This is a genomic window from Streptomyces sp. NPDC005263 (genome assembly GCF_042872365.1).
Taxonomy (GTDB): Bacteria; Actinomycetota; Actinomycetes; order Streptomycetales; family Streptomycetaceae; genus Streptomyces.
The window spans coordinates 23,271-41,618 of the sequence record NZ_JBIAKJ010000016.1; the positions used below are offsets into that span (position 1 = coordinate 23,271).

General features: G+C 70.6%; 15 protein-coding genes and 3 pseudogenes. 8 read left to right on the forward strand and 10 right to left on the reverse strand.

What is annotated here, in order from left to right:
* Window positions 1-47: 47 nt before the first annotated feature.
* Window positions 48-1,604, reverse strand: a complete 1,557-nt coding sequence (locus ACFYRY_RS40275) for an MFS transporter (protein WP_389157695.1) — start codon at window positions 1,602-1,604, stop codon at window positions 48-50.
* A 125-nt stretch (window positions 1,605-1,729) separates the two neighbouring features.
* Here ACFYRY_RS40275 and ACFYRY_RS40280 point away from each other — a divergent pair, with 125 nt between their 5' ends.
* Window positions 1,730-2,752, forward strand: coding sequence for an Lrp/AsnC family transcriptional regulator (locus ACFYRY_RS40280; RefSeq protein WP_389157698.1), 1,023 nt, complete (start codon window positions 1,730-1,732; stop codon window positions 2,750-2,752).
* Window positions 2,753-3,107: 355 nt separating this feature from the next.
* Here the strand turns inward: ACFYRY_RS40280 and ACFYRY_RS40285 are convergent, their stop codons facing one another.
* Entirely contained in the window at window positions 3,108-3,650 is a 543-nt protein-coding gene (locus ACFYRY_RS40285) for an SRPBCC family protein (RefSeq protein WP_389157700.1), read from the reverse strand.
* A gap of 134 nt (window positions 3,651-3,784) precedes the next feature.
* On the opposite strand from ACFYRY_RS40285, the gene ACFYRY_RS40290 reads away from it, so the two are divergent.
* The 6 genes and pseudogenes from ACFYRY_RS40290 to ACFYRY_RS40315 form a co-directional block, all read left to right on the forward strand.
* Window positions 3,785-4,669, forward strand: a complete 885-nt coding sequence (locus ACFYRY_RS40290; protein ID WP_389157703.1) for a helix-turn-helix domain-containing protein — start codon at window positions 3,785-3,787, stop codon at window positions 4,667-4,669.
* Between the two features lie 121 nt (window positions 4,670-4,790).
* The gene (locus ACFYRY_RS40295) at window positions 4,791-5,753 is read left to right on the forward strand and encodes an SMP-30/gluconolactonase/LRE family protein (protein WP_389157706.1); all 963 of its coding nucleotides are present in this window, start codon (window positions 4,791-4,793) and stop codon (window positions 5,751-5,753) included.
* Between the two features lie 115 nt (window positions 5,754-5,868).
* Window positions 5,869-6,234 carry an MBL fold metallo-hydrolase gene (locus tag ACFYRY_RS40300; protein ID WP_389157709.1) on the forward strand — a complete coding sequence of 122 codons (366 nt, stop codon included), beginning with the start codon at window positions 5,869-5,871 and terminating at the stop codon, window positions 6,232-6,234.
* Window positions 6,235-6,236: 2 nt separating this feature from the next.
* Window positions 6,237-7,078: pseudogene (locus ACFYRY_RS40305) on the forward strand (AAA family ATPase); the annotation flags it as partial.
* A pseudogene (locus tag ACFYRY_RS40310) lies at window positions 7,058-8,351 on the forward strand (hypothetical protein). The pseudogenes ACFYRY_RS40305 and ACFYRY_RS40310, both read left to right, overlap by 21 nt.
* A pseudogene (locus ACFYRY_RS40315) lies at window positions 8,347-8,635 on the forward strand (site-specific integrase); the annotation flags it as partial. The pseudogenes ACFYRY_RS40310 and ACFYRY_RS40315, both read left to right, overlap by 5 nt.
* A 120-nt stretch (window positions 8,636-8,755) precedes the next feature.
* Here the strand turns inward: ACFYRY_RS40315 and ACFYRY_RS40320 are convergent.
* On the reverse strand, window positions 8,756-9,616 hold the full coding sequence (locus tag ACFYRY_RS40320; protein ID WP_389157712.1) for an NAD(P)H-binding protein: 861 nt from the start codon (window positions 9,614-9,616) through the stop codon (window positions 8,756-8,758).
* Window positions 9,617-9,740: 124 nt separating this feature from the next.
* Window positions 9,741-10,622: an SDR family oxidoreductase gene (locus tag ACFYRY_RS40325; RefSeq protein WP_389157715.1), complete on the reverse strand. Its 882-nt coding sequence runs from the start codon at window positions 10,620-10,622 to the stop codon at window positions 9,741-9,743.
* An 85-nt stretch (window positions 10,623-10,707) separates the two neighbouring features.
* Here ACFYRY_RS40325 and ACFYRY_RS40330 point away from each other — a divergent pair, with 85 nt between their 5' ends.
* Window positions 10,708-11,286: a TetR/AcrR family transcriptional regulator gene (locus tag ACFYRY_RS40330; protein WP_389157718.1), complete on the forward strand. Its 579-nt coding sequence runs from the start codon at window positions 10,708-10,710 to the stop codon at window positions 11,284-11,286.
* Between the two features lie 89 nt (window positions 11,287-11,375).
* Here the strand turns inward: ACFYRY_RS40330 and ACFYRY_RS40335 are convergent, their stop codons facing one another.
* The 6 genes from ACFYRY_RS40335 to ACFYRY_RS40360 all read right to left on the reverse strand — a co-directional run bounded on the left by ACFYRY_RS40335 (window position 11,376) and on the right by ACFYRY_RS40360 (window position 18,194).
* Window positions 11,376-12,413, reverse strand: coding sequence for an ABC transporter ATP-binding protein (locus ACFYRY_RS40335; protein WP_389157807.1), 1,038 nt, complete (start codon window positions 12,411-12,413; stop codon window positions 11,376-11,378).
* An 89-nt stretch (window positions 12,414-12,502) separates the two neighbouring features.
* Complete coding sequence (locus ACFYRY_RS40340; protein WP_389157721.1) at window positions 12,503-13,561, reverse strand: ABC transporter ATP-binding protein; 1,059 nt, start codon at window positions 13,559-13,561, stop codon at window positions 12,503-12,505.
* Window positions 13,554-14,522, reverse strand: a complete 969-nt coding sequence (locus ACFYRY_RS40345; RefSeq protein ID WP_389157724.1) for an ABC transporter permease — start codon at window positions 14,520-14,522, stop codon at window positions 13,554-13,556. The genes ACFYRY_RS40340 and ACFYRY_RS40345 overlap by 8 nt, the downstream gene beginning before the upstream one ends.
* A gap of 6 nt (window positions 14,523-14,528) precedes the next feature.
* Entirely contained in the window at window positions 14,529-15,554 is a 1,026-nt protein-coding gene (locus ACFYRY_RS40350) for an ABC transporter permease (protein ID WP_389157727.1), read from the reverse strand.
* On the reverse strand, window positions 15,551-17,275 hold the full coding sequence (locus ACFYRY_RS40355; protein ID WP_389157730.1) for an ABC transporter substrate-binding protein: 1,725 nt from the start codon (window positions 17,273-17,275) through the stop codon (window positions 15,551-15,553). Before ACFYRY_RS40355 ends, ACFYRY_RS40350 begins: the two co-directional genes overlap by 4 nt.
* 22 nt (window positions 17,276-17,297) lie before the next feature.
* A complete protein-coding gene (locus tag ACFYRY_RS40360) occupies window positions 17,298-18,194 on the reverse strand; it encodes a proline iminopeptidase-family hydrolase (protein WP_389157732.1) in 897 nt (298 codons plus the stop codon).
* Between the last annotated feature and the right edge of the window lie 154 nt (window positions 18,195-18,348).

The window sequence follows — 18,348 nt, forward strand, 5'->3', positions numbered from 1 at the left end:
CCGAAGCCATGGACCGCGCCCTCGTTCCCGCCGGTCCCGGCGTGGCGTCACGTCCGTGCAGGGGTGGATGCCTTGCCCGCGGTCTCGGTGGTTCGGTCGGAGCCGGACGCGGGTGACGGACGGACCAGGAGCAGTACGGCCACGGCGCCGGCGGCTGCGGCCAGAGCCGAGAGGAGGAAGACGTGGTCCAGCCCAGCGGCGAAAGCCTGGTGGGCGAGGTCGGCCGCCGCCTCGCGGTGCCCGGCCGGTGCGGAGGCGATCACCTCGTTCGCCTGGCCCGAGGCCAGGGCGTTGGCGGCGTCGGCGGCGTACGGCAGCTCGCCGTCTGCAAGCGTGGTGGCCGCATTGCTCGCGAAGACGGCGCCGAGGACGGCGATGGCCAGGGTCATGCCCAGTTGGCGCGCCGTGTTGATGGCTCCGCCCGCCATGCCGGCGCGCTGCCGCGGCACGGCGGAGGTGGCGGCGGAGACAAGGACGGGCGTGGCCAGGCCCACCCCGAGACCGGTGACGACCATCCCCCAGGTGAGCGAGGTCGCGCTCGCGCCCTCCGTCATACCGGCGCGCAGCAGGAGCATGCCCGCCGCCACCAGCAGCAGACCGAGCCCGATGGGCAGGCGCGGGGAGAGCCGCTGGATGTGCCGGCCGGTCACGGCCGAGACGAGGAACGACGCGGCCGCGAGCGGGGTCAAAGCGAGTCCTGCCCCGATGGGAGCGAGTCCGGCCAGGGACTGCAGCCACAGCGACACGAGCGCGAGGCAGCCGAAGGCGCTGGCCTGCAGGAGAAGCGCGCCGGTCAACAGCCCGGTGAAGGAGGCGTTGCGCAGCAGCGCCAGGTCCAGCATCGGGGTTTCGCCCCGGTGGGCGGTGCGGTGTTCCACCACCACGAAGGCCACGAAGGCCAGCGCGGCGACAGCGTAGGAGACCAGGGTGCCGGGCGAGCCCCAGCCGTCGTCGGACCCGCGGATGAGTCCGTAGACGAGGGCGCCGGCGGCCACGCTGAAGGTCGCGGCCCCGGGGAGGTCGATGCGGTTCTCCCGGTCGGCCGCTGCCGGCCGGTCGGCAGCCATGAAGCGCCGGGTCAGAACGATGGCTACGACCGCGACGGGCAGGTTGATCCAGAAGATCACGGGCCAGTTGAGGCGCTGCGTCAGGACGCCGCCCAGCAGCGGACCCGCCGCCGCCGCGGCCCCGTTGGTCGCACCCCACAGCCCGAAGGCCGTACCGCGGTCCCGCCCCTGGTAAGAGACGAGCAGCAGAGCGGGAGCGGTGGCGAACATGGCGGCTCCGCCGATGCCCTGCACAGCCCGGGCGGCGATGAGCGCCCCGGCATCGGGAGCGAAGCCGCACCCGAGCGAGGCCACGGCGAACAGTGCGAGCCCGCCCGCATAGGCTCGCCGGTGCCCATAGCGGTCGGCGAACGCGCCGGCGGCAAGCAGCAGCGCCGCCAGAGCCAGCGCGTAGGCGTCGATGACCCACTGCAGCGACGCGAAGGACGCGCCGAGGTCACGGGCCATGCTGGGCAGCGCGACGTTCACGATGGTGACGTCCACCAGCAGGATGCACGCGCCGAGACAGACCGCTATGAGCGGTCCCCACTTACGCATGTCGTCATCTCCATTCAGGGATCGGGGAACGGACCGAAACCCGGTCCTCGACAACTGTTGACGACGTGCGCGCGATCAGATGACTCCCGCGGCTGAATGTGCGCGGATTCCCTAGAATCGATGTCGTGAAGACGTATCTCGACAGTCCCGACAGTGTGGGGCGTCGCCTCACGGATGAAGACCTGGCCCTGGCACACGCCCTCCAGCTCAACGGCCGCGCCTCCTTCACCGAGATCGCGGCCGTGCTCGGCGTTTCCGACCAGACCGTGGCTCGCCGCTTTGCCCGCCTGCGCGCCACCGGGAAACTGCGCGTGCTGGGTCTGACCGATCCGTTCCGGCTGGGGGACCTGTCCTGGGTCGTGCGCGTGCGGTGCACTCCGGACGCAGCCTCCTCCATCGGTTCGGCGCTGGCCCGGCGCACGGACACCACCTGGGTCAACCTCACCTCGGGGGGAACGGAGACGATGGCCGCGGTTCGCGCGCGCGGGCCCGGCCTGGAGGAGCCCATCCTGGTGCAGGAGCTGCCCCGGACCCCCCGAGTGGTCGACGTCTCCGCGCACTGTGTCCTGCATGTGTTCTTCGGCCAGGACCTCGGCTCCATCAACAAGAGCGGACCGCTGACCGAGGCACAGGTCGCCGCGCTGACCCCGCGGCCGACGGACGGAGGGCGGACAGTCGGCTCGGAGCCCGTCGTGCTGGACGACCGCGACCGGCTGCTGCTCGACCTGCTGGCCCGCGACGGAAGGGCCCCGGTGGGCCAACTGGCCGCGGCCACCAAGCTGTCCGAGTCCACAGTGCGCCGCCGCATCAACGATTTACGCGCCGAAGGCGTGCTGTACTTCGACGTGGACTACCACCCCGACGTCCTGCACCGAAAGCTCAGGATCGCGCTCTGGCTGGAGATCGACCCCGCGCGGCTGGCCGAGGCAGGCCAGGCCCTGGCAGCGCATCCCGAAGTGTCCTTCGCCGCGGCGGTGACCGGCGCGACGAACCTGCACGCGAGCATCCAGGTGGACTCGGCGCAACTCTTGTACCGCTACCTGACCCAGAGTGTGGCCGGACTGCCCGGACTGCGCCACACAGTGACCTCCCCGATCCACCGAACCCTCAAGGGCCCGGGCCCCTACCCGCTGCCACCGGAACGGTAATGTCCTATGCCGCCTTGACAACGCGCGAGTGGGAACGGTTCCTGGCCGCGGCCTACGCCCGGCACTATGGCCGCCTACCCGGCAAGGGCGCAGGGGCCTCAACACCGGGACCGTGCTGCGGCGTTACTAGCAGATGCTGTGGCCAGCCTACGACCAGCGCTCCTGGTGGAAACGCGAGGTCTGGGATCCCGTGCTGGACCCGCGGATCCCGCCGCGGGCCCACGAACCGATGGCCGACCACAGCCTGTACTTCCAGTCCCTCCAGCCACTCCCTCGGTGAACATCGGAGAGGTTGACGCCAAGCCGGTGATCTTGGTTAGGGCGGGGCTCCGAGGGCGGTGTGGCGGTTCTCGTACTAGCTGGAGGTGCGGCGTGGGCTGCGTGCGGTGTGGGGGTGGCGTCCTTCGGCGATCCATTGGGCGAGGGCTGCCAGTGTGGTTTCGGCGCTGTCCGCCATGTAGTCGCGCAGTGCGTCGAGGTCGGCGGAGGTGGTGCCCAGCACCGGGTCGAGGCGCAGGAGTTGCCAGGACTGCTGGACGAGGGTTCCGCGCCCTCGGGGCTCGAAGGTCCAGCTCCATCGCACGATGCCGTCGTCGGCGCCGCCGACGACGAAGGTGAAGGCGGTGCCGGGTTCGGCCCGCGTGATCTGGGAGCGGGTGGTCCACTGCTTGCCGTTCCTGTGGTTGCGGCCGCTGAACCAGGCGCCGACCAGGGGTCCGGCGTTCTGGTCGTAGGCGACGTCGGTGGCGTTGGGGCTCCACCGGTGGATGGCGGACACGTCGCTGATGAGGTCGTAGACCCGTGCGGGGGCGGCGTCGACCCATGCGCCCCTGGTGAAGGCGAAATCCGACGCGTTCAGGATTTCGATGCGGTCGTGTTCGCGGGTCGTGCTACTCAAGGCGTTCCTCCTGTACGAGTGCGGGATGCGGTGGGACTCAGCTCATCGCCGTTCGGGCCGGGGAGCCAGTCCCGCTGGTGCCTATCCCCGGCGGGGAGAGGCTGTGCGTCGCGGGTCGGCACATACTCGGTGCCATGAACGGGACATCACAGCTCGGGGACTTCCTGCGGACGCGGCGCTCGCAGCTGCGCCCCGAAGAGGCCGGCGTGCCTACCTACGGAGAGCGCCGGCGGGTGCCGGGTCTTCGCCGCGAGGAGCTGGCGCTGCTGGCGGGGGTGAGCGCCTCCTACTACGCCCGCCTGGAGCAGGGGCACTCGCTGGGCGCCTCGCCCGACGTGCTGGACGCGATCGCCCGGGCCCTGCGCCTGGACGAGTCCGAGCACCGGCACCTGCACGACCTGGCCCGACCGGCCAAGCCCCGTAGCGGGCGGCGCCCGGCGCCGGAGCGCATGACGGAGGCGACCGCCCAACTGCTGGACGCGCTCGGGGACGTTCCCGCTGTCGTGATCGACCGGCGCAGTGACGTCCTGGCGTGGAACCGGCTGGGCCACGCGCTGTTCGCCGGGCATCTCGCCCCCGGTGCACCGGACGTACCGGCGCAGCGCCCCAACATGGCCAGGCTGGTATTCCTGGACGCCCATATCCGAGACCTGTACGCGCACTGGCCGGGCAAGGCCAGGGCGGTGGTGGGGAATCTGCGCCTGGTGGCGGGCCAGTACCCGCAGGACGCCGCACTGCACACGCTGCTGGGTGAGCTGAGCACGAAGAGCGAGGACTTCGCCTCGATGTGGGCCGACCACCGGGTCAAGGCCTGCGCGGTAGCCGAGTACGAGATGCGTCACCCGCTGGTCGGCTCACTGACCGTGATGCAACAGACCCTGAGCCAGGGGCCGGGCCCCAGCGTCGTCGTCGCCACCACCGCGGCGGGCTCACCCTCGCGCGCCGCCCTGGAACTCCTCGCCCAGGCCACCACCCGGGCCGCCCCTGCCCGTTCGGACAGCCGGCTCAGCACCGGCTGACCCCGTATCCCTCCCTCCCGTCGGCGCCCGCGCATGCTGGCCCGGCCGGGCATCTTTCCACCCTCCACCCTCATGCGTCGGCGTGCCGCTGCCGCATGCCCGAAAGCAGTGAAGGAACCCCGTGTTCACCAAGCTCTCCAAGGCCGCCGTGTCCGCCGCCGTCCTGGCCGCCGCGGTCGCGATGGCCGCTCCGGCCCCGGCGTCGGCCGCCTCCGACCCGCTCAGCTGCGCGCGTACCACCGTGCACTTCGACCTGGCCAAGGGCCAGACACCGGAGAACCTCGCCCTTGCCCCGGACGGCACCGCGTACGTCACCCTCGCCAAGGCCCGCCAGGTCGCCGCGATCTCCCGTGGCGGCGGCGTACGGATCCTGGCCACCCTGCCCGAACCCGCCGACGGCGGCATCCACACCCCGGCGCTGGGCTTCCCGCTGACCACCGGCGTCGTCCGGGCCCAGGACGGCACCTTGTACTTCCTGTACGCCACCGGCACCGCGGACCTGACCGGCGTATGGCGCCTGCGCCCAGGCGGCCGGCCGCAGCGCATCGCCGCACTGCCCGCCGCCGGCCTGCCCAACGGCCTGGCCCTGGACCCCCGTACCCGCACCCTGTACGTCACCGACTCCACCCTGGGCACCATCTGGCGCGTGCCCGCCTCCGGCGGCACCGCCACCACCTGGTCCACCGACCCGGCGCTGGCCCCCGCCGGGTTCCTCGGCGCCAACGGCCTGAAGATCCACAACGGGGCGCTCTGGGCCACCAACCTCGACAAGGGCACCATCGTCCGTATCCCGATCCTGGCCGACGGGCGCGCCGGCACCGCCCAGGTCACCGCCACCGGCCTGACCGGGATCGACGACTTCGCCTTCACCGGCCACGGCGACCAGATCATCGCCGCCCTCAACACCGTCAACCAGGTCGCACTGATCCGACCCGACGGCACCCTCACCACCGTCCTGACCGCCGCCGACGGCCTCCAGGGCCCGACCTCCATCGCCCTGCGCGGCAACACCGTCCACGTCGCGAGCGCCGCCTACCTCACCGCGAAGGACCCCAACCTCATCCTCGCCCACCTGGGCGGCTGAGCACCGCTCAGCACCGCGCCCGTCAGCGCACCCGGCCGGGGAGCACACCTCCCCGGCCGTCGCGGCGTGGGACCACCTGCGGCTGGACTACCTCGGCACCCTCGCCCGGGCCGGCGTGCGGCCCGAGGACGTCGACCTCGTGGTCAACGCTCACCTGCACGTCGACCACGTCGGCTGGACCACCCGCCTCGTCGACAGCGCCTGGGTGCCGACCTTCCCCAACACCACCTACCTGATGCCCCGGGCCGACTTCGAGCGCTGGAACCCGGCGACCCACCCGGACATCGCCGGCAGTGTCAACGAGAACGTCTTCGAGGACAGCGTCGCCCCCGTCCATCCCCGGCTCGGTGGCGTCGCGCACTTGTCCGCAAGTTCGGCCGGCAGGTCTGTATCCAGCGCTCGGCGACGGAGTTCATTCGCGGCATCTGGATCCGGGAAGGGTCGTATCGCGCCCAACAAGGCTTCACTGGCGAGGAGTTGAATATGGGCGCGCAGGACGCGCAGGACACGGCCAAGCGGCTGCGGGCGATCAGCGACGAGCTGTCGGACCGTTCCTACGAGCGGGATGACGTGGTACGGACCCTCGTGGTGACGCTGCTGGCCGGACAGCACTCGTTGGTGCTCGGCCCGCCCGGAACGGCCAAGTCCGAGATGGCCTGGGGCGAGTACCGCCAGGTCTACGAGGGCCGCGCCACGACCGCGCATGTCGCGTTCATCGACGAGATTTTCAAGTGCTCCACGGCGGCGCTGAACGAGACGTTGGGCTACCTCAACGAACGGATCTACCACCCCGAGAGCGGCGGCGAGCCGATCCGCTGCCCCCTGATCGGGGCCATCACGGCGAGCAACGAACTACCCGGCGAAGAGGATTCGGCCGCGATCTAGGACCGGCTGCTGGTGCGGATCGAGGTCGGGTATCTGGAAGACCCCTCGAACTTCGCCGCGCTGGTCCGCTCCGCCGTCCGCCGCCCGGAGGCGCCGACACGGACCACCATCGAACTGGCCGCGTTGCAGCACGCCGTGACCGAAGCCGTCCCGGCCGTGGACGTCCCCGACGTGATCGTGGACGCGGTGTGTACGCTGCGGGCCGCTCTGCGCCGCAAGGAACTCGTCGCCTCCGACCGCCGCTGGCGGCAGGCGGTGGGCCTGCTCCAGGCGTCCGCGTACCTCGACGGCCGCCCGGCGGCGCCGAGACCGACCTGTCGGTGCTGACCCACGTGCTGTGGGACTCCCCCGCCGAGCGCCCGACCGTCGAGCGCGAGGTGCCGCAACTGGTCAACCCCGACGCCAAGGAGGCGCTCGACCTGGCCGACACCTACGAACAGTCGGCCGGACTGCGCGATCTGGCCGAAGAGCTGAACGAGCGGTATGACCACTACGACCACACCACCGACCTCCTGACCGACGTGTTCCTGTCCGCCTACAAGGTCAGCCCGCGGTTGCGCGAGCGCGCGGAGATGACCCCCTCCCGGCTGGTCAACCACCAGGTCATCACCTCACTGGTGGAGTCACCGGAGTTCGCCGAGCTGCACCGGGAGACGGCCGGCGACCCCTACGCCGCCGCCATGGCCGTGCTCGCCCAGGCCGCCGCGCTGCGCCGGATGCTGGAGCGCTCCCTCGACGCCCAGGAACAGGCCGAGCAGGCTAGGAAGGCCCGGCGGGACGCCGAAGGCGCGGCGACCGCAGTGGGCGACGCGCTCCAGCAGGCTGCCGACGGGGCGGACTGGTCCGATGGCGCCGACGCCGTACACCAGGCGATCGAGGCTGCCGGTGCCGCCGAGGCCGCTGCGCGGCAGGCCGCCCAGGACGCCGCGCAGGCCCTCGCGGCTACAGCCCCCGGTATCCGTGCCGAGGCGCGGAACGTGGCGGCGAAGGCTGCCGAGGCTGCGCGGGAAGAGACCGCGCTGATGCGGGCATGGGGCGTTGGTCCCGGCGAGCTGGAGCGGATGCCGTTCGACCAGCGCGCCCGGCTCACCGAGCGGCTGCACACCGGCCATCTCGCACAGTGGGCCGAGCTGATCGGCCGATTCCGGCAGATGGCCGACGGTGAGCGCGCCCGCAAGGTGGAGAACGCCGTCGGGGAGCTGATCGGCGTCACGCTCGGCGATGACCTCTCCCGCATCATCCCCTCCGAACTGGCCAATCTCGGCCTGCCTGAGCTGCGTGCGGTGTTCGCCGCGCGCTACGCCGCCGGGGAGCTGATGCTCTACGACAGCCAGGGAGAGCAGACGACCGGCCGGGGCGCCATCATCGCGTGCGTAGACACCTCGCATTCCATGTACGAGGCAGGGCCCGGCGGGGTCACTCGGGAGGTGTGGGCCAAGGCGCGGCGAACTGATGGAGGAGGAGTTCAACGACGCCGCTCGCACACGCGGCGACACCGTGATGCTCACCGACGACGATTGCGGCGTCACCGAGGAATGGATGCGCGGCTGGAACGACGCCAAGCGACTGCTGGGCTTCCGGGTCTTCGGCGTGGCCGTCGGCGCTCCACGCGTCGCCGAAGCTGATTCGGTCCTGGAGGCTCTGTGCGACAACCTCCGCTCCGTCGAGGACCTCACCGACGTCCACGCCGCCGACCTCTTCCGCGTGATCTGACGACGAGATCGGCGAGGCCCTGGAACTGCGGTGGGGCACCGCAGCGGTCAACACCCTGGAACGCCCGCCGGGCGGCGGTGCGGTCGTGGCTGGGCTGGTGCGCGGAGTACGGCTACGACGGCCCGGCGGCCCCGGCCTGGACGAAGCGGCTGGCGGTGCCGGACTCCGAGACCCCGGCCCGCTCGAGGCTGGCCGTGGACCGGCTCATCGCCCGGCGCGAGGTTCACCTGCGGGAGAAGACGCTGTGGCGGATGCTCTACGAGACGGCTGGGCGGTCGGAGGAGGCCCCGGTGCCCGCTGCTCGCCCACGACTGCACGGTGGAGGGCAGGCGCTGGGGGCACGTGGTCGGCCTCGGGACACATCGGTACAGCGGTTGACGCCACGCCACTGATCTCCGACAAGCTCAGCGGAAGTCGTCGGCGTGGTCGACGGCCCACTGGGCGTATGTGTGCGCCGGCGTGCCGGTGATCTTTTCGGCGATGACGGAGGTCAGGGCCGGGACGCCGTCGGCAGCGGCCCACTGACTCACGATCGCCTCGGCCACGACCGGATGCATTGTTCTGCCGATGTCCACGCGAGCCTGCTCGTCGGAGACGTGTTCGACCCGGATGCGGCGGCCGAGGGCCTCGCCGATGTACTCGACCTGCCGTTGCAGGGTCAGGGACTGGGCTCCGTAGATGGTGTATGCCTGGTGCGAGTGACCCGGTTCGGTCAGGGCGGTCACCGCAAGCGCCGCGATGTCCTTCTCGTGCACCGGTGCCGACTGTGCGAGCGGATAGGGAAGACGGACGACGTTGTCCGTGCGGATCGATTCGGCCCACCAAGTGCGGGTGTTGATCGCGAACGTCCCTGGCCTGACGAACGTCCAGTCCATGCCGGACCGTTGGATGACCTGCTCGATCGTGCGGTTCAGGCGGGGGACCGGGTGGTCGGCGTCGTGGTTCACCACCGACACTGACGAGAGCAGGACCACCTGCCGGATCCCCGCGGCTGTGGCCGCCGCAGCGACCTTCTCGATGTCGTAGGGCTTCTGGGGGTCGAGCATTCCGTACAGGAACATCTTGTCGGCGCCGTCGAGCGCCGCGGGCAGCGTCTCGGGACGGTCCAGGTCGGCGGCGACGGCTTCCCACCCGGGCGTCGAGCCCGAGGATGAGGTCCTGCTGACTGCTCTGACCTGCTCACCGGCGGCCAGCAGCCCGTCGGCCACGTGACGAGCGACGTTACCGCGAGCGCCGAAGACAACTGCCACCACGATGGGGGCCACCTATGTGGTGTGGACCTGTTGGTTGTGGACGTGAATGGCCGCTAAGCGGCGATGCGGAGTGGGTGGGGGGTGAGGGTCTGCCACTGTCGGCGCGAGCGCCGTAAGCGGACCTTCCGGTCGCCGCTCAGGGCTGGATGTTCTCCAGGTCCTCCAGGAGGCTGAGGTGCTTCGGCTCCCAGCCGAGGGTCTGCCGGGTGCGGGCGCTGGACGAGGCCTGGTCGTTCGCGAAGATCGGGCCGAGAGGGCCGTACGTCTGCGACGGCACCGACTCGACCGGCAGGTCCAGCCGTCGGCCGATGACCGCGGCGATGTCACGCACCTGGTCTCCCTCGTCGGCCACGGCGTGCCAGGAGGTGCCGGCTTCCGCCTGTTCCAGCGCGAGCCGGAAGAGGACTGCCGCGTCGAGCGCGTGCACGGCCGGCCAGCGCTGTGTGCCGTCGCCCGGGTAGCCGGACACTCCGGTCCGGCGTGCGATGTCGGTCAGCAAGCCGGCGAACCCGCCCGTGCCCTGGTTGTGGACCGTGCGCGGCAGGCGTACGGCCGTGCTCCGGACCCCGCGCGAGGCCAGGCCCAGGACCGCTGTGACGGCGCGGCCACGCCCACCGACCGGCCCGTCGGTCGGCAGCGGGTCGGCCTCGGTGGAGGCACGGCCCGGCACATGGGGCGTACCCGAGCAGGTGGCCAAGGGCCGGTCGCTGCCGACGAGTTCCTCGCCGAGGGTCGCGAGGGCGGCACTCTCCTCGGCGACCGCCTTGGCGACGGCGTCGGGGCTGCTGAAGTCGTTGGCGAATGCCAGGTGGATCACCCCGTCGGCCTGAGCGACGCCGGAGCGAAGGACGTCCAGATCTGCGAGAGCTCCCCGGAGGGGCTCGGCGCCGGCCGCCTCGGCGGCCAGCGCGGAGGCGTCGGAGCGGGCGAGCGCGAGGACGCTGTGGCCGTTGCCGAGCAGTTCGGCGATGACGGCGGAACCGATCAGACCGGTGCCACCCGTGACAAAGACGTGCATGGAGCTCTCCCCCAAGTGATGGGACTCTTGTCCCGTCACCCTAGCAGGGTGACGGGACAAGAGTCCCATCACGTATGATGGGGCCATGGCTCGATGGGAACCAGGCGCACGCGAACGCCTTGTCGTGGCCGCAGTCGACCTGTTCACCGAGCAGGGATACGACGCCACGACGGTCGCGCAGATCGCCGAGCGCGCCGGGGTCACCAAAAGCACCTTCTTCCGGTACTTCCCTGACAAGCGAGAGCTGCTGGTGGCCGGACAGGAGACGCTGAGCCGGCTGCTGACCGAGGGGATCGCCGAGGCGCCCGATGACGCCAGCCCGCTCGAGGCGGTCGCTGCCGGTCTTGAGCGCGCGTCGAGCGCGATGGGTCCCATGAATCGCGAACTCGCCCCGCGCCTGAAGGCTGCCGTCGCCGCCAGTGTCGAGCTTCAGGAGCGTGACGCACTCAAGACCGTCAGCCTCGCGGCCGCGATGACGACCGCCCTGGTCGCCCGCGGCCTGTCCGACCCTGCCGCGGCCCTCGCGAGCGAGCTGGGCATCCTCGCCTTCAAGCGCGGGTTCGCCGAATGGTCCGAGGGCGACCGTGACGGAAAGGACGGGCTCACCGGGTACGTCCTGGAGGCCCTGGACGAGTTGCGTACGGTGAGCGCATCGCTGGGCTGAGCGGACAGATCGTCCCGCTCATTGGTTTCACACATCTCCAGGCTCGACGCTCCTGGGAATTCCGGGAGGGCGCAGGTTCACGATTTCCGTCATATACGGGGTTGCCGCGATGCGGCGTCAGCCGCATCTCCCACGTCGGGTGACGCGCTCGTCAACGGGTAGTGGCAGGCGGTCTGGCGGCCGTTGCCGGTCGGGGTGAGCCGGGGACGTTCCAGCGCGCAGCGCTCGCGGGCGTACGGACAGCGGGTGCGGAAGGGACACCCCGTGGGCTTGTCCACGGGGTTGGGCACCTCCCCGGTGAGGACGATCCGTTCCCGACGCGCACCGTCGGCCGCCGGGCTGCCGTCGTCGATGTCGGGGACCGCGGACAGCAGGGCCTGGGTGTAGGGGTGGTCGGGGGCCTCGTACAGCGCCTCGGTCTCGGCGAGTTCGACGATCTCGCCGAGGTACATGACGGCGATCCGGTCCGAGACGTGACGGACCACGCCGAGATCGTGGGCGATGAAGACGTAGGTGAGCGCGAACTCCTCCTGGAGGTCGGCGAAGAGGTTCAGCACCTGGGCCTGGATCGACACGTCGAGGGCGGACACCGGTTCGTCGGCGACGATCAGCTTCGGGTCGGTGGCCAGCGCCCGGGCGATGCCGATGCGTTGGCGCTGGCCGCCGGAGAACTCGTGCGGATACCGGTCCAGATGCCCGGCCGCCAGCCCTACGACGTCGAAGAGCTCGGCGACCCGGCGGCGGACCGCGGCCGCGTCCCCGTAGCGGTGCACCAGCAGGGGCTCCGCCACGATGTCCCCGGCCCGGCGGCGAGGGTTGAGAGAGGCCTGCGGGTCCTGGAAGACCAACTGCATCCCGGGCCGCACGGGCCGCAGCCGGCGCGTGGACAGGGTGCTGATGTCCTGCCCGTCGAACTCGACCCGGCCGCCCGTGAGGTCGGTGAGACGGACCAGACAGCGGCCGAGGGTGGACTTGCCGCAGCCCGACTCGCCGACGACGCCGAGCGTTTCTCCGGCGCGGACCTCCAGGGACACCCCGTCCACGGCGCGCAGCACCCTGCGCCGCCGGGTGAGTCCGTCGGCCCGCAACTGGTAGTGCTTGGTGACGTCCGTGGCGCGCAACAGCACGTCCCCGTCGAGCCCCGCGTTATTGGAGGGGTCCACCCGGTCGGGCCGGGCGTCCCTGGTGTCGTCCGCCGCCGCGATGTTCTGCGCCGTCACGGTGTCGCCTCCTTCTCCATGTCGGGCTCCAGGGTTGGACCCCCGGTCGCCGCCGCCCGTGCCGTCAGGCGCAGCGAGCCGCGGTCGTCCGGAGGCAGCCAGCAGGCGTCGCGGTGGGTGGCGTCGCCGTCGCCCGCGGCCAGCGCGGGCAGCTCGGCGCAGCGGTCGTGCCGCAGCCGGCAGCGCGGCGCGAACGCGCATCCCTGCGGGAGCGCGCCCGGAGAGACCGGCACGCCCGCGATGGTGGGCAGGCGCCGCAGCCGGGCACCGCCGACCCGCGGCACCGAGTCGAGAAGGCCCCAGGTGTACGGGTGCCGAGGGCCGTGGAACACCGCCCGACGCGGGCCTTCCTCGGCCGCCCGGCCGCCGTACATGACCAGGACCCGGTCGGCGATCTGCGAGATCACCCCCATGTCGTGGGTGATGAGCACGACCGCCGATCCGCGCCCGTTGAGCTCCCGCATCAGGTCGAGGATCTGCGCCTGCACGGTCACGTCGAGGGCAGTGGTCGGTTCGTCGGCGATCAGCAGGGCGGGATCGCAGGACAGGGCCATCGCGATGACCGCGCGCTGGCGCATGCCGCCGGAGAACTCGTGCGGGTACGCGTGCACCCGCGAGCCCGCGTCGGGGATGCCGACGTCCGACAGGAGCCGTACCGCCCGCGCCCGGGCCTCCCGCCGGGACACCCGGTCGTGGGCCCGTATCTGCTCGGCGATCTGCCAGCCGACCGTGTACACGGGGGTGAGCGCGGTCATCGGATCCTGGAAGACCATGGCGATCTCCCGGCCCCGCACCGCACGCATCTCCTTGTCGGGGAGCGCGAGCAGGTCGCGGCCCCGGAAGCGGACCTCGCCCGACACCGTCACGTTCGGGTTGGTCAGCAGCCGCAGCACGGCCAGCATGGATACGCTCTTGCCGGAGCCCGACTCGCCCACCACGCCCAGGATCTCGCCGGGCGCCACCGAGAGGGAGAGGCCGTCGACGGCGGTGACGGAGCCTTGGCGGGTGCGGAAGGACACCCGCAGGTCACGTACGTCCAGCAGGGGTTCAGGCATGGCGGGCCCTCGGATCGAGTCGCGCGTACAGGATGTCCACCAGAGCGTTGGCGAGGACCACGAAGAACGCCGCGTACAGCACGGTTCCCATGATCACGGGCAGGTCCAGGTTCTGCAGGGCGTCAAAGGTGAGCTTGCCGATGCCGGGCAGGCCGAACACCACCTCGGTGAGCAGCGCGGCGCCGCCCACCAGCGCCCCGAAGTCCAGGCCGAACAGCGACACGATGGGGATGAGGGAACAGCGCAGGGCATGACGGACCAGGATGCGCCGCTCCGACAGGCCCTTGGCGCGGGCGGTGCGGACGTAGTCCTCGTTCAGCGCGGTGACGACCTCGCCGCGCAGCAGCCGGGCGTAGATACCGGCGTACAGCAGCGCCAGGGTCAGCCAGGGGAAGAGCATGTGCACCGCCCACTGGCCCGCGTCCTGGCTCAGGCCGACGTATCCCGGTGGCGGCACCCAGGAGAACACCGAGTCGTGCAGCTGCTTCTGGGTGATGAGATTGACCACCTCACCGAGCCAGTACGCCGGCAGGGAGACGCCGACCACGCCGACGAGCATGATCAGCGGGTCGGCGGCCTTGCCGCGCAGGGCCGCCGCGGCCGTGCCCATGATGATGCCGACCGTCATCCAGATCAGCGCCGCGCCGATGACGAGCGACAGGGTGACCGGGGTGGCCTGCAGGATCTGGGGGATGACGCGGGAGCCCCGGTTGACGAACGACTCCAGGTCCCGGTCGACGAGCAGGTGACGCATCATCAGCAGATAGCGGACGGGCATCGGCCGGTCGAGTCCGAAGGAGTGCCGTACCTGGGCGAGCGTGGCCGGGTCGGCGTTGCGTCCCGCGATGCGGGCCGCGGGGTCGACTCCCGGGGTGGCGAAGAAGATCAGGAACACCAGCACGCTGATCGCGAACATCACCAGCAGGGCCGAGCCGAAGCGCTTGAGCGCGAACTGGAGCATGGCCGGTCACACCCCTCCGCGCAGTCGGGCGCCCGGATCGAGCGCGTCGCGCACTCCGTCGCCGAGGACGTTGAGTGCCGCCGTGGTCAGGGCGATCAGCAGGCCGGGGGCGATGGTGACGGCGGGGCGGGTGTAGAGCAGCCCCAGACCGTCCTCGATGATCGTGCCCCAACTGGCGTCCGGCGGCTGGACGCCGACGGACAGGAAGGACAGCGCCGACTCGGTGAGCATGGCCAGCGCGGTCATCAGCGGAACGAAGACGATCGCCGTGGGCAGCACGTTCGGCAGCACTTCCCGGCGCAGGATGCGCAAGGTCGGGGCGCCGGAGCCGACGGCCGCGTGGATGTACTCCTTGTTGCGCAGCACCAGCACCTGACCGCGCAACGGCCGGGCGATGTACGGCACATAGATCGCCGCGATGATCGTGACCGGCAGCCACAGGCTCCCCGCGTCCACGGTGAGCGGCCCCAGACGCAGCCCGTCGGTGAGCAGGACGACCGACAGGCAGATGGCCAGCAGGTACACCGGGAACGCCCAGACGACGTCCAGGATCCGGGAGATGACCGCGTCCACGACACCGCCCGCGTACCCGGCGACCACTCCGACAGCCGTACCGAGGACGCAGGTGAGCAGGGCCGCCGTGAACCCGATGAACAGGCTCGTACGGCCGCCGTACAGCAGGCGGGCCATCACGTCGCGGCCCTGGTTGTCGGCACCGAGGAAGTAGTGGGCCGGATCCCAGGTGGGGCCGATGGGCGTGACGCCGAGGCCGAGCCCGGTGCTGCTCGGGGTGAGCACCGGAACCGTTGTGCCGTCGACGACCGTGGTGCCGGAGACATGGGACTGGAACGGGTCGGTGTGGGCGATGTGGCCGGCGTACAGCGGCGCGCACAGGGCTGCCACCACGACGATCAGCAGGACGACGGCCGCGGCCGTCGCCGACCTGTTGCGCACCAGGTCGGCGGCGGCCGTCCGCCAGGGGCCCGGCGAACGCCGGGCCTCGGTCGACGGAGCGGGAAGCGTGCGGCTCATTTGACCCACGTCTGCCCGACGAGCATGTAGAACTGCTTGCTGAACTGGTAGTTGCCGACCCGCTTCGACGTGAAGTCGATCAGCTTCGGGTTGATCAGCGGAACGACCGGGGACTGGGCCATCAGCTCCTGGTCGATGGTGCCCCACTGCTGGTCGGCACTCTTCTGGTCGGTCTGCGCGGTCTTCAGCGCGGTCTGCATCTTCGCGTCGATGCCCTTGTCGCAGAACCCGGCGATGTTGATGCTGGAGTCGCTGCCGGGGTGGTACGAGGCGCAGGACAGCAGCACGTTGAGGAAGTCGGAGGCCGCCGGATAGTCCTGGTACCAGGACGTCAGCGCCAGCTGCACCTTGTTCTTGGTGTTCTGGATGTAGGTGAACTGGATGTTCGCCGACAGCGGCTTGAGCTTCGCCTTGTAGCCGAGCTGGGTGAGCAGGCTCTGCAGGTACTGCCCGATCGATTTGTTGACGTCGTCGTCCTGGACGACGATGCCGACCTCCTGCCCCGCCGTACCGGACTGCTTCACCAGCTCCTTGGCCTTGGCCAGGTCCGCGGCCGACCAGGTCGTCCCGCCGCCCTTGGTGTAGGCGCACGTGTCGACGTGCCCGGGGAAGCCCGCCGGCAGGATCGTGCACGCGGGAGAGGCGAGGTTCTTGCCGCCGTACAGCCGCACCACGGCGGACCGGTCGACGGCCCAGTTGATCGCCTGGCGCGCCAGCTTGTTGTTGAAGGGCGCCATGTTGACGTTGAGCGTCGCGTACCAGAACGCGGTCAGCGGGTTCACATGCGCCTGGGAGGTGTACTTGGTGCCGATCTCGTTGAGCCGGTCGGCGGGCGGCGGGTCGTACATCCAGTCCGCCTGGCCGTTCTCGACGGCGGTGACCTCGGACTCGACGGTCTGTCCGAAGGCGTAGTCGATGACGTCGGGATAGCCTTCGGGCTGGGCCGGCCGCGACCACTCCTTGAAGTGCGGGTTGCGCACCAGCTTCAGCGCCCGGTTCGGGTCGTACGAGGCGGCCATGTACGGGCCGGTGGTCGGCAGCGGCGTGGTGCCGGCGTCCTTCGTCGGCGAGTCCTTCGGTACGACGCTGGCGTGCGGGACGGCCAGCTTGTACGGGAACTCCGAGTCCGGGGCGGTGAGGTTGACGGTGACGGTGTTGGCCGTCGCGTCACCGACCACGCCTGCCTTGAGCGTGCAGGAGGCAGGCGTCTTCAGACAGGCGTCGGCGCCGACGATGCCGTTGTAGAAGGTGCCCGCGGTGGGGCTGGAGACCTTGAAGATGCGCTGGAAGGACGCCACCACGTCGTCGGTTGTCAGGGCCTTGCCGTTGGAGAAGGTGATGCCCTTGCGGAGCGTGAAGGTGTACGTCTTGCCGCCGTTGGTCACTTTCGGCATCGCCGTGGCGAGATCCGGGACCACGGTGAACGACTGCTGGCCGCCGACCTTCTTGAACGAGAGCAGCCCGTCGTACATCGACTGGTACAACTGCCAGTACTGGAGTGTGTAGTTGACCTGCGGGTCGAAGCTGCCCGCGGCCGCGTGGGCGACGAGCTTCAGCGTGCCGCCTTTGTGCTGCGGCTGGAACGCGGCGGAACCGGAACCCGACGTGGACGCGGTCGGGCCGGAGGAGGAGCCGTCGTCGGAGGACGAACAGGCGGCGGCGCTCAGGGCCAGGACGACGGTGGCGGCGGCGACCGCGCTGCGTCTTGTGGTGCGGGACATCGAGGGAACTCCCGTCGGAGGATCAGTCGGTGGAGTCGAGAAAGGAGCCCACGACCCGGAGGAAGAGCTCCTCCTCCTCGACGTGCGGCATGTGGCTGGAGTGCTCGAAGAAGTGCCAGCGCACATCGGGGATGTGGTCGGCGAAAGGCTTGACGGTCTCGGGAGTGGCCTCGTCGTACCGTCCGGACACCAGCAGGGTCGGCGCCTCGATCAGATGCAGCCGGTCGATGACCGACCAGTCCTTCAACGTCCCGACGACATGGAACTCGTTGGGCCCGTTCATCGTGTGGTACACGGTCGGGTCGGACTCGATGTTGTCCCAGGTGGCCTGTACTTCCGGCGGGTTGGGGACCAGACGGCACACATGGCGCTCGTTGAAGACCTGCTCGGCGGCCCGGTAGTCCGGGTGGTCGGTGGTCCCGGCCGTCTCATGGGCCAGCAGGGTGTGCTGCACCTGAGGGGGCAGGGCCGCACGCAGCTCGTGCGCCGCCGCCAGCCACAGTTCCATGGAGGCGGGAGAGTCGGCGATGACCAGGCCGCGCAGGCCGGGCGGTTGGCGTACGGCGTGCTCGGCGGCCAGCATGCCGCCCCAGGACTGGCCGAGGAGGTGGTAGCCGTCGGCCATGCCCAGCGTCTTGAGCAGGCAGTCCAGCTCGTCGAGGAAGAGCTGCACGGTCCAGAAGTCGGCGCCCCTGTCGGGCAGGTGGGTGGACAGCCCGGTGCCGAGCTGGTCGTAGTGCACCACGGGGCGGCCCTGCCGGGCGATGCCCGCGATGCTCAGCGTGTAGTCGTGACCGGCGCCGGGCCCACCGTGCAGGACGACCAAGGGTGTCCTGCCCGGCTCGCCCGTGATCCGGTACCAGGTGGACCAGCCGTTGAAGTCGACGGTTCCGGTGTGGTTCGGTTCGGGGATCGCCACGAAGAAGCCTCCCAGACCGGCCGGGAATCAGCCGACCTCTGTCTGAAACGAGATGGGTGTGACGGATGGATGAGATAGTGAAGGGGTAAAAGGTCAGCGCACAAGACCTTTTGGTCGGGGCTGGGCGAGACGTAACAGCGAGTTCACGTGGAGC

Excerpts from the sequence above, each read along its gene's own strand:
- ACFYRY_RS40275 (WP_389157695.1), bottom strand. The coding sequence starts at position 1,604 with ATGCGTAAGTGGGGACCGCTCATAGCGGTCTGTCTCGGCGCGTGCATC.
- ACFYRY_RS40290 (WP_389157703.1), top strand. The coding sequence starts at position 3,785 with ATGAACGGGACATCACAGCTCGGGGACTTCCTGCGGACGCGGCGCTCG.
- ACFYRY_RS40325 (WP_389157715.1), bottom strand. The coding sequence starts at position 10,622 with ATGCACGTCTTTGTCACGGGTGGCACCGGTCTGATCGGTTCCGCCGTC.
- ACFYRY_RS40330 (WP_389157718.1), top strand. The coding sequence starts at position 10,708 with ATGGCTCGATGGGAACCAGGCGCACGCGAACGCCTTGTCGTGGCCGCA.
- ACFYRY_RS40340 (WP_389157721.1), bottom strand. The coding sequence starts at position 13,561 with ATGCCTGAACCCCTGCTGGACGTACGTGACCTGCGGGTGTCCTTCCGC.
- ACFYRY_RS40345 (WP_389157724.1), bottom strand. The coding sequence starts at position 14,522 with ATGCTCCAGTTCGCGCTCAAGCGCTTCGGCTCGGCCCTGCTGGTGATG.
- ACFYRY_RS40350 (WP_389157727.1), bottom strand. The coding sequence starts at position 15,554 with ATGAGCCGCACGCTTCCCGCTCCGTCGACCGAGGCCCGGCGTTCGCCG.
- ACFYRY_RS40355 (WP_389157730.1), bottom strand. The coding sequence starts at position 17,275 with ATGTCCCGCACCACAAGACGCAGCGCGGTCGCCGCCGCCACCGTCGTC.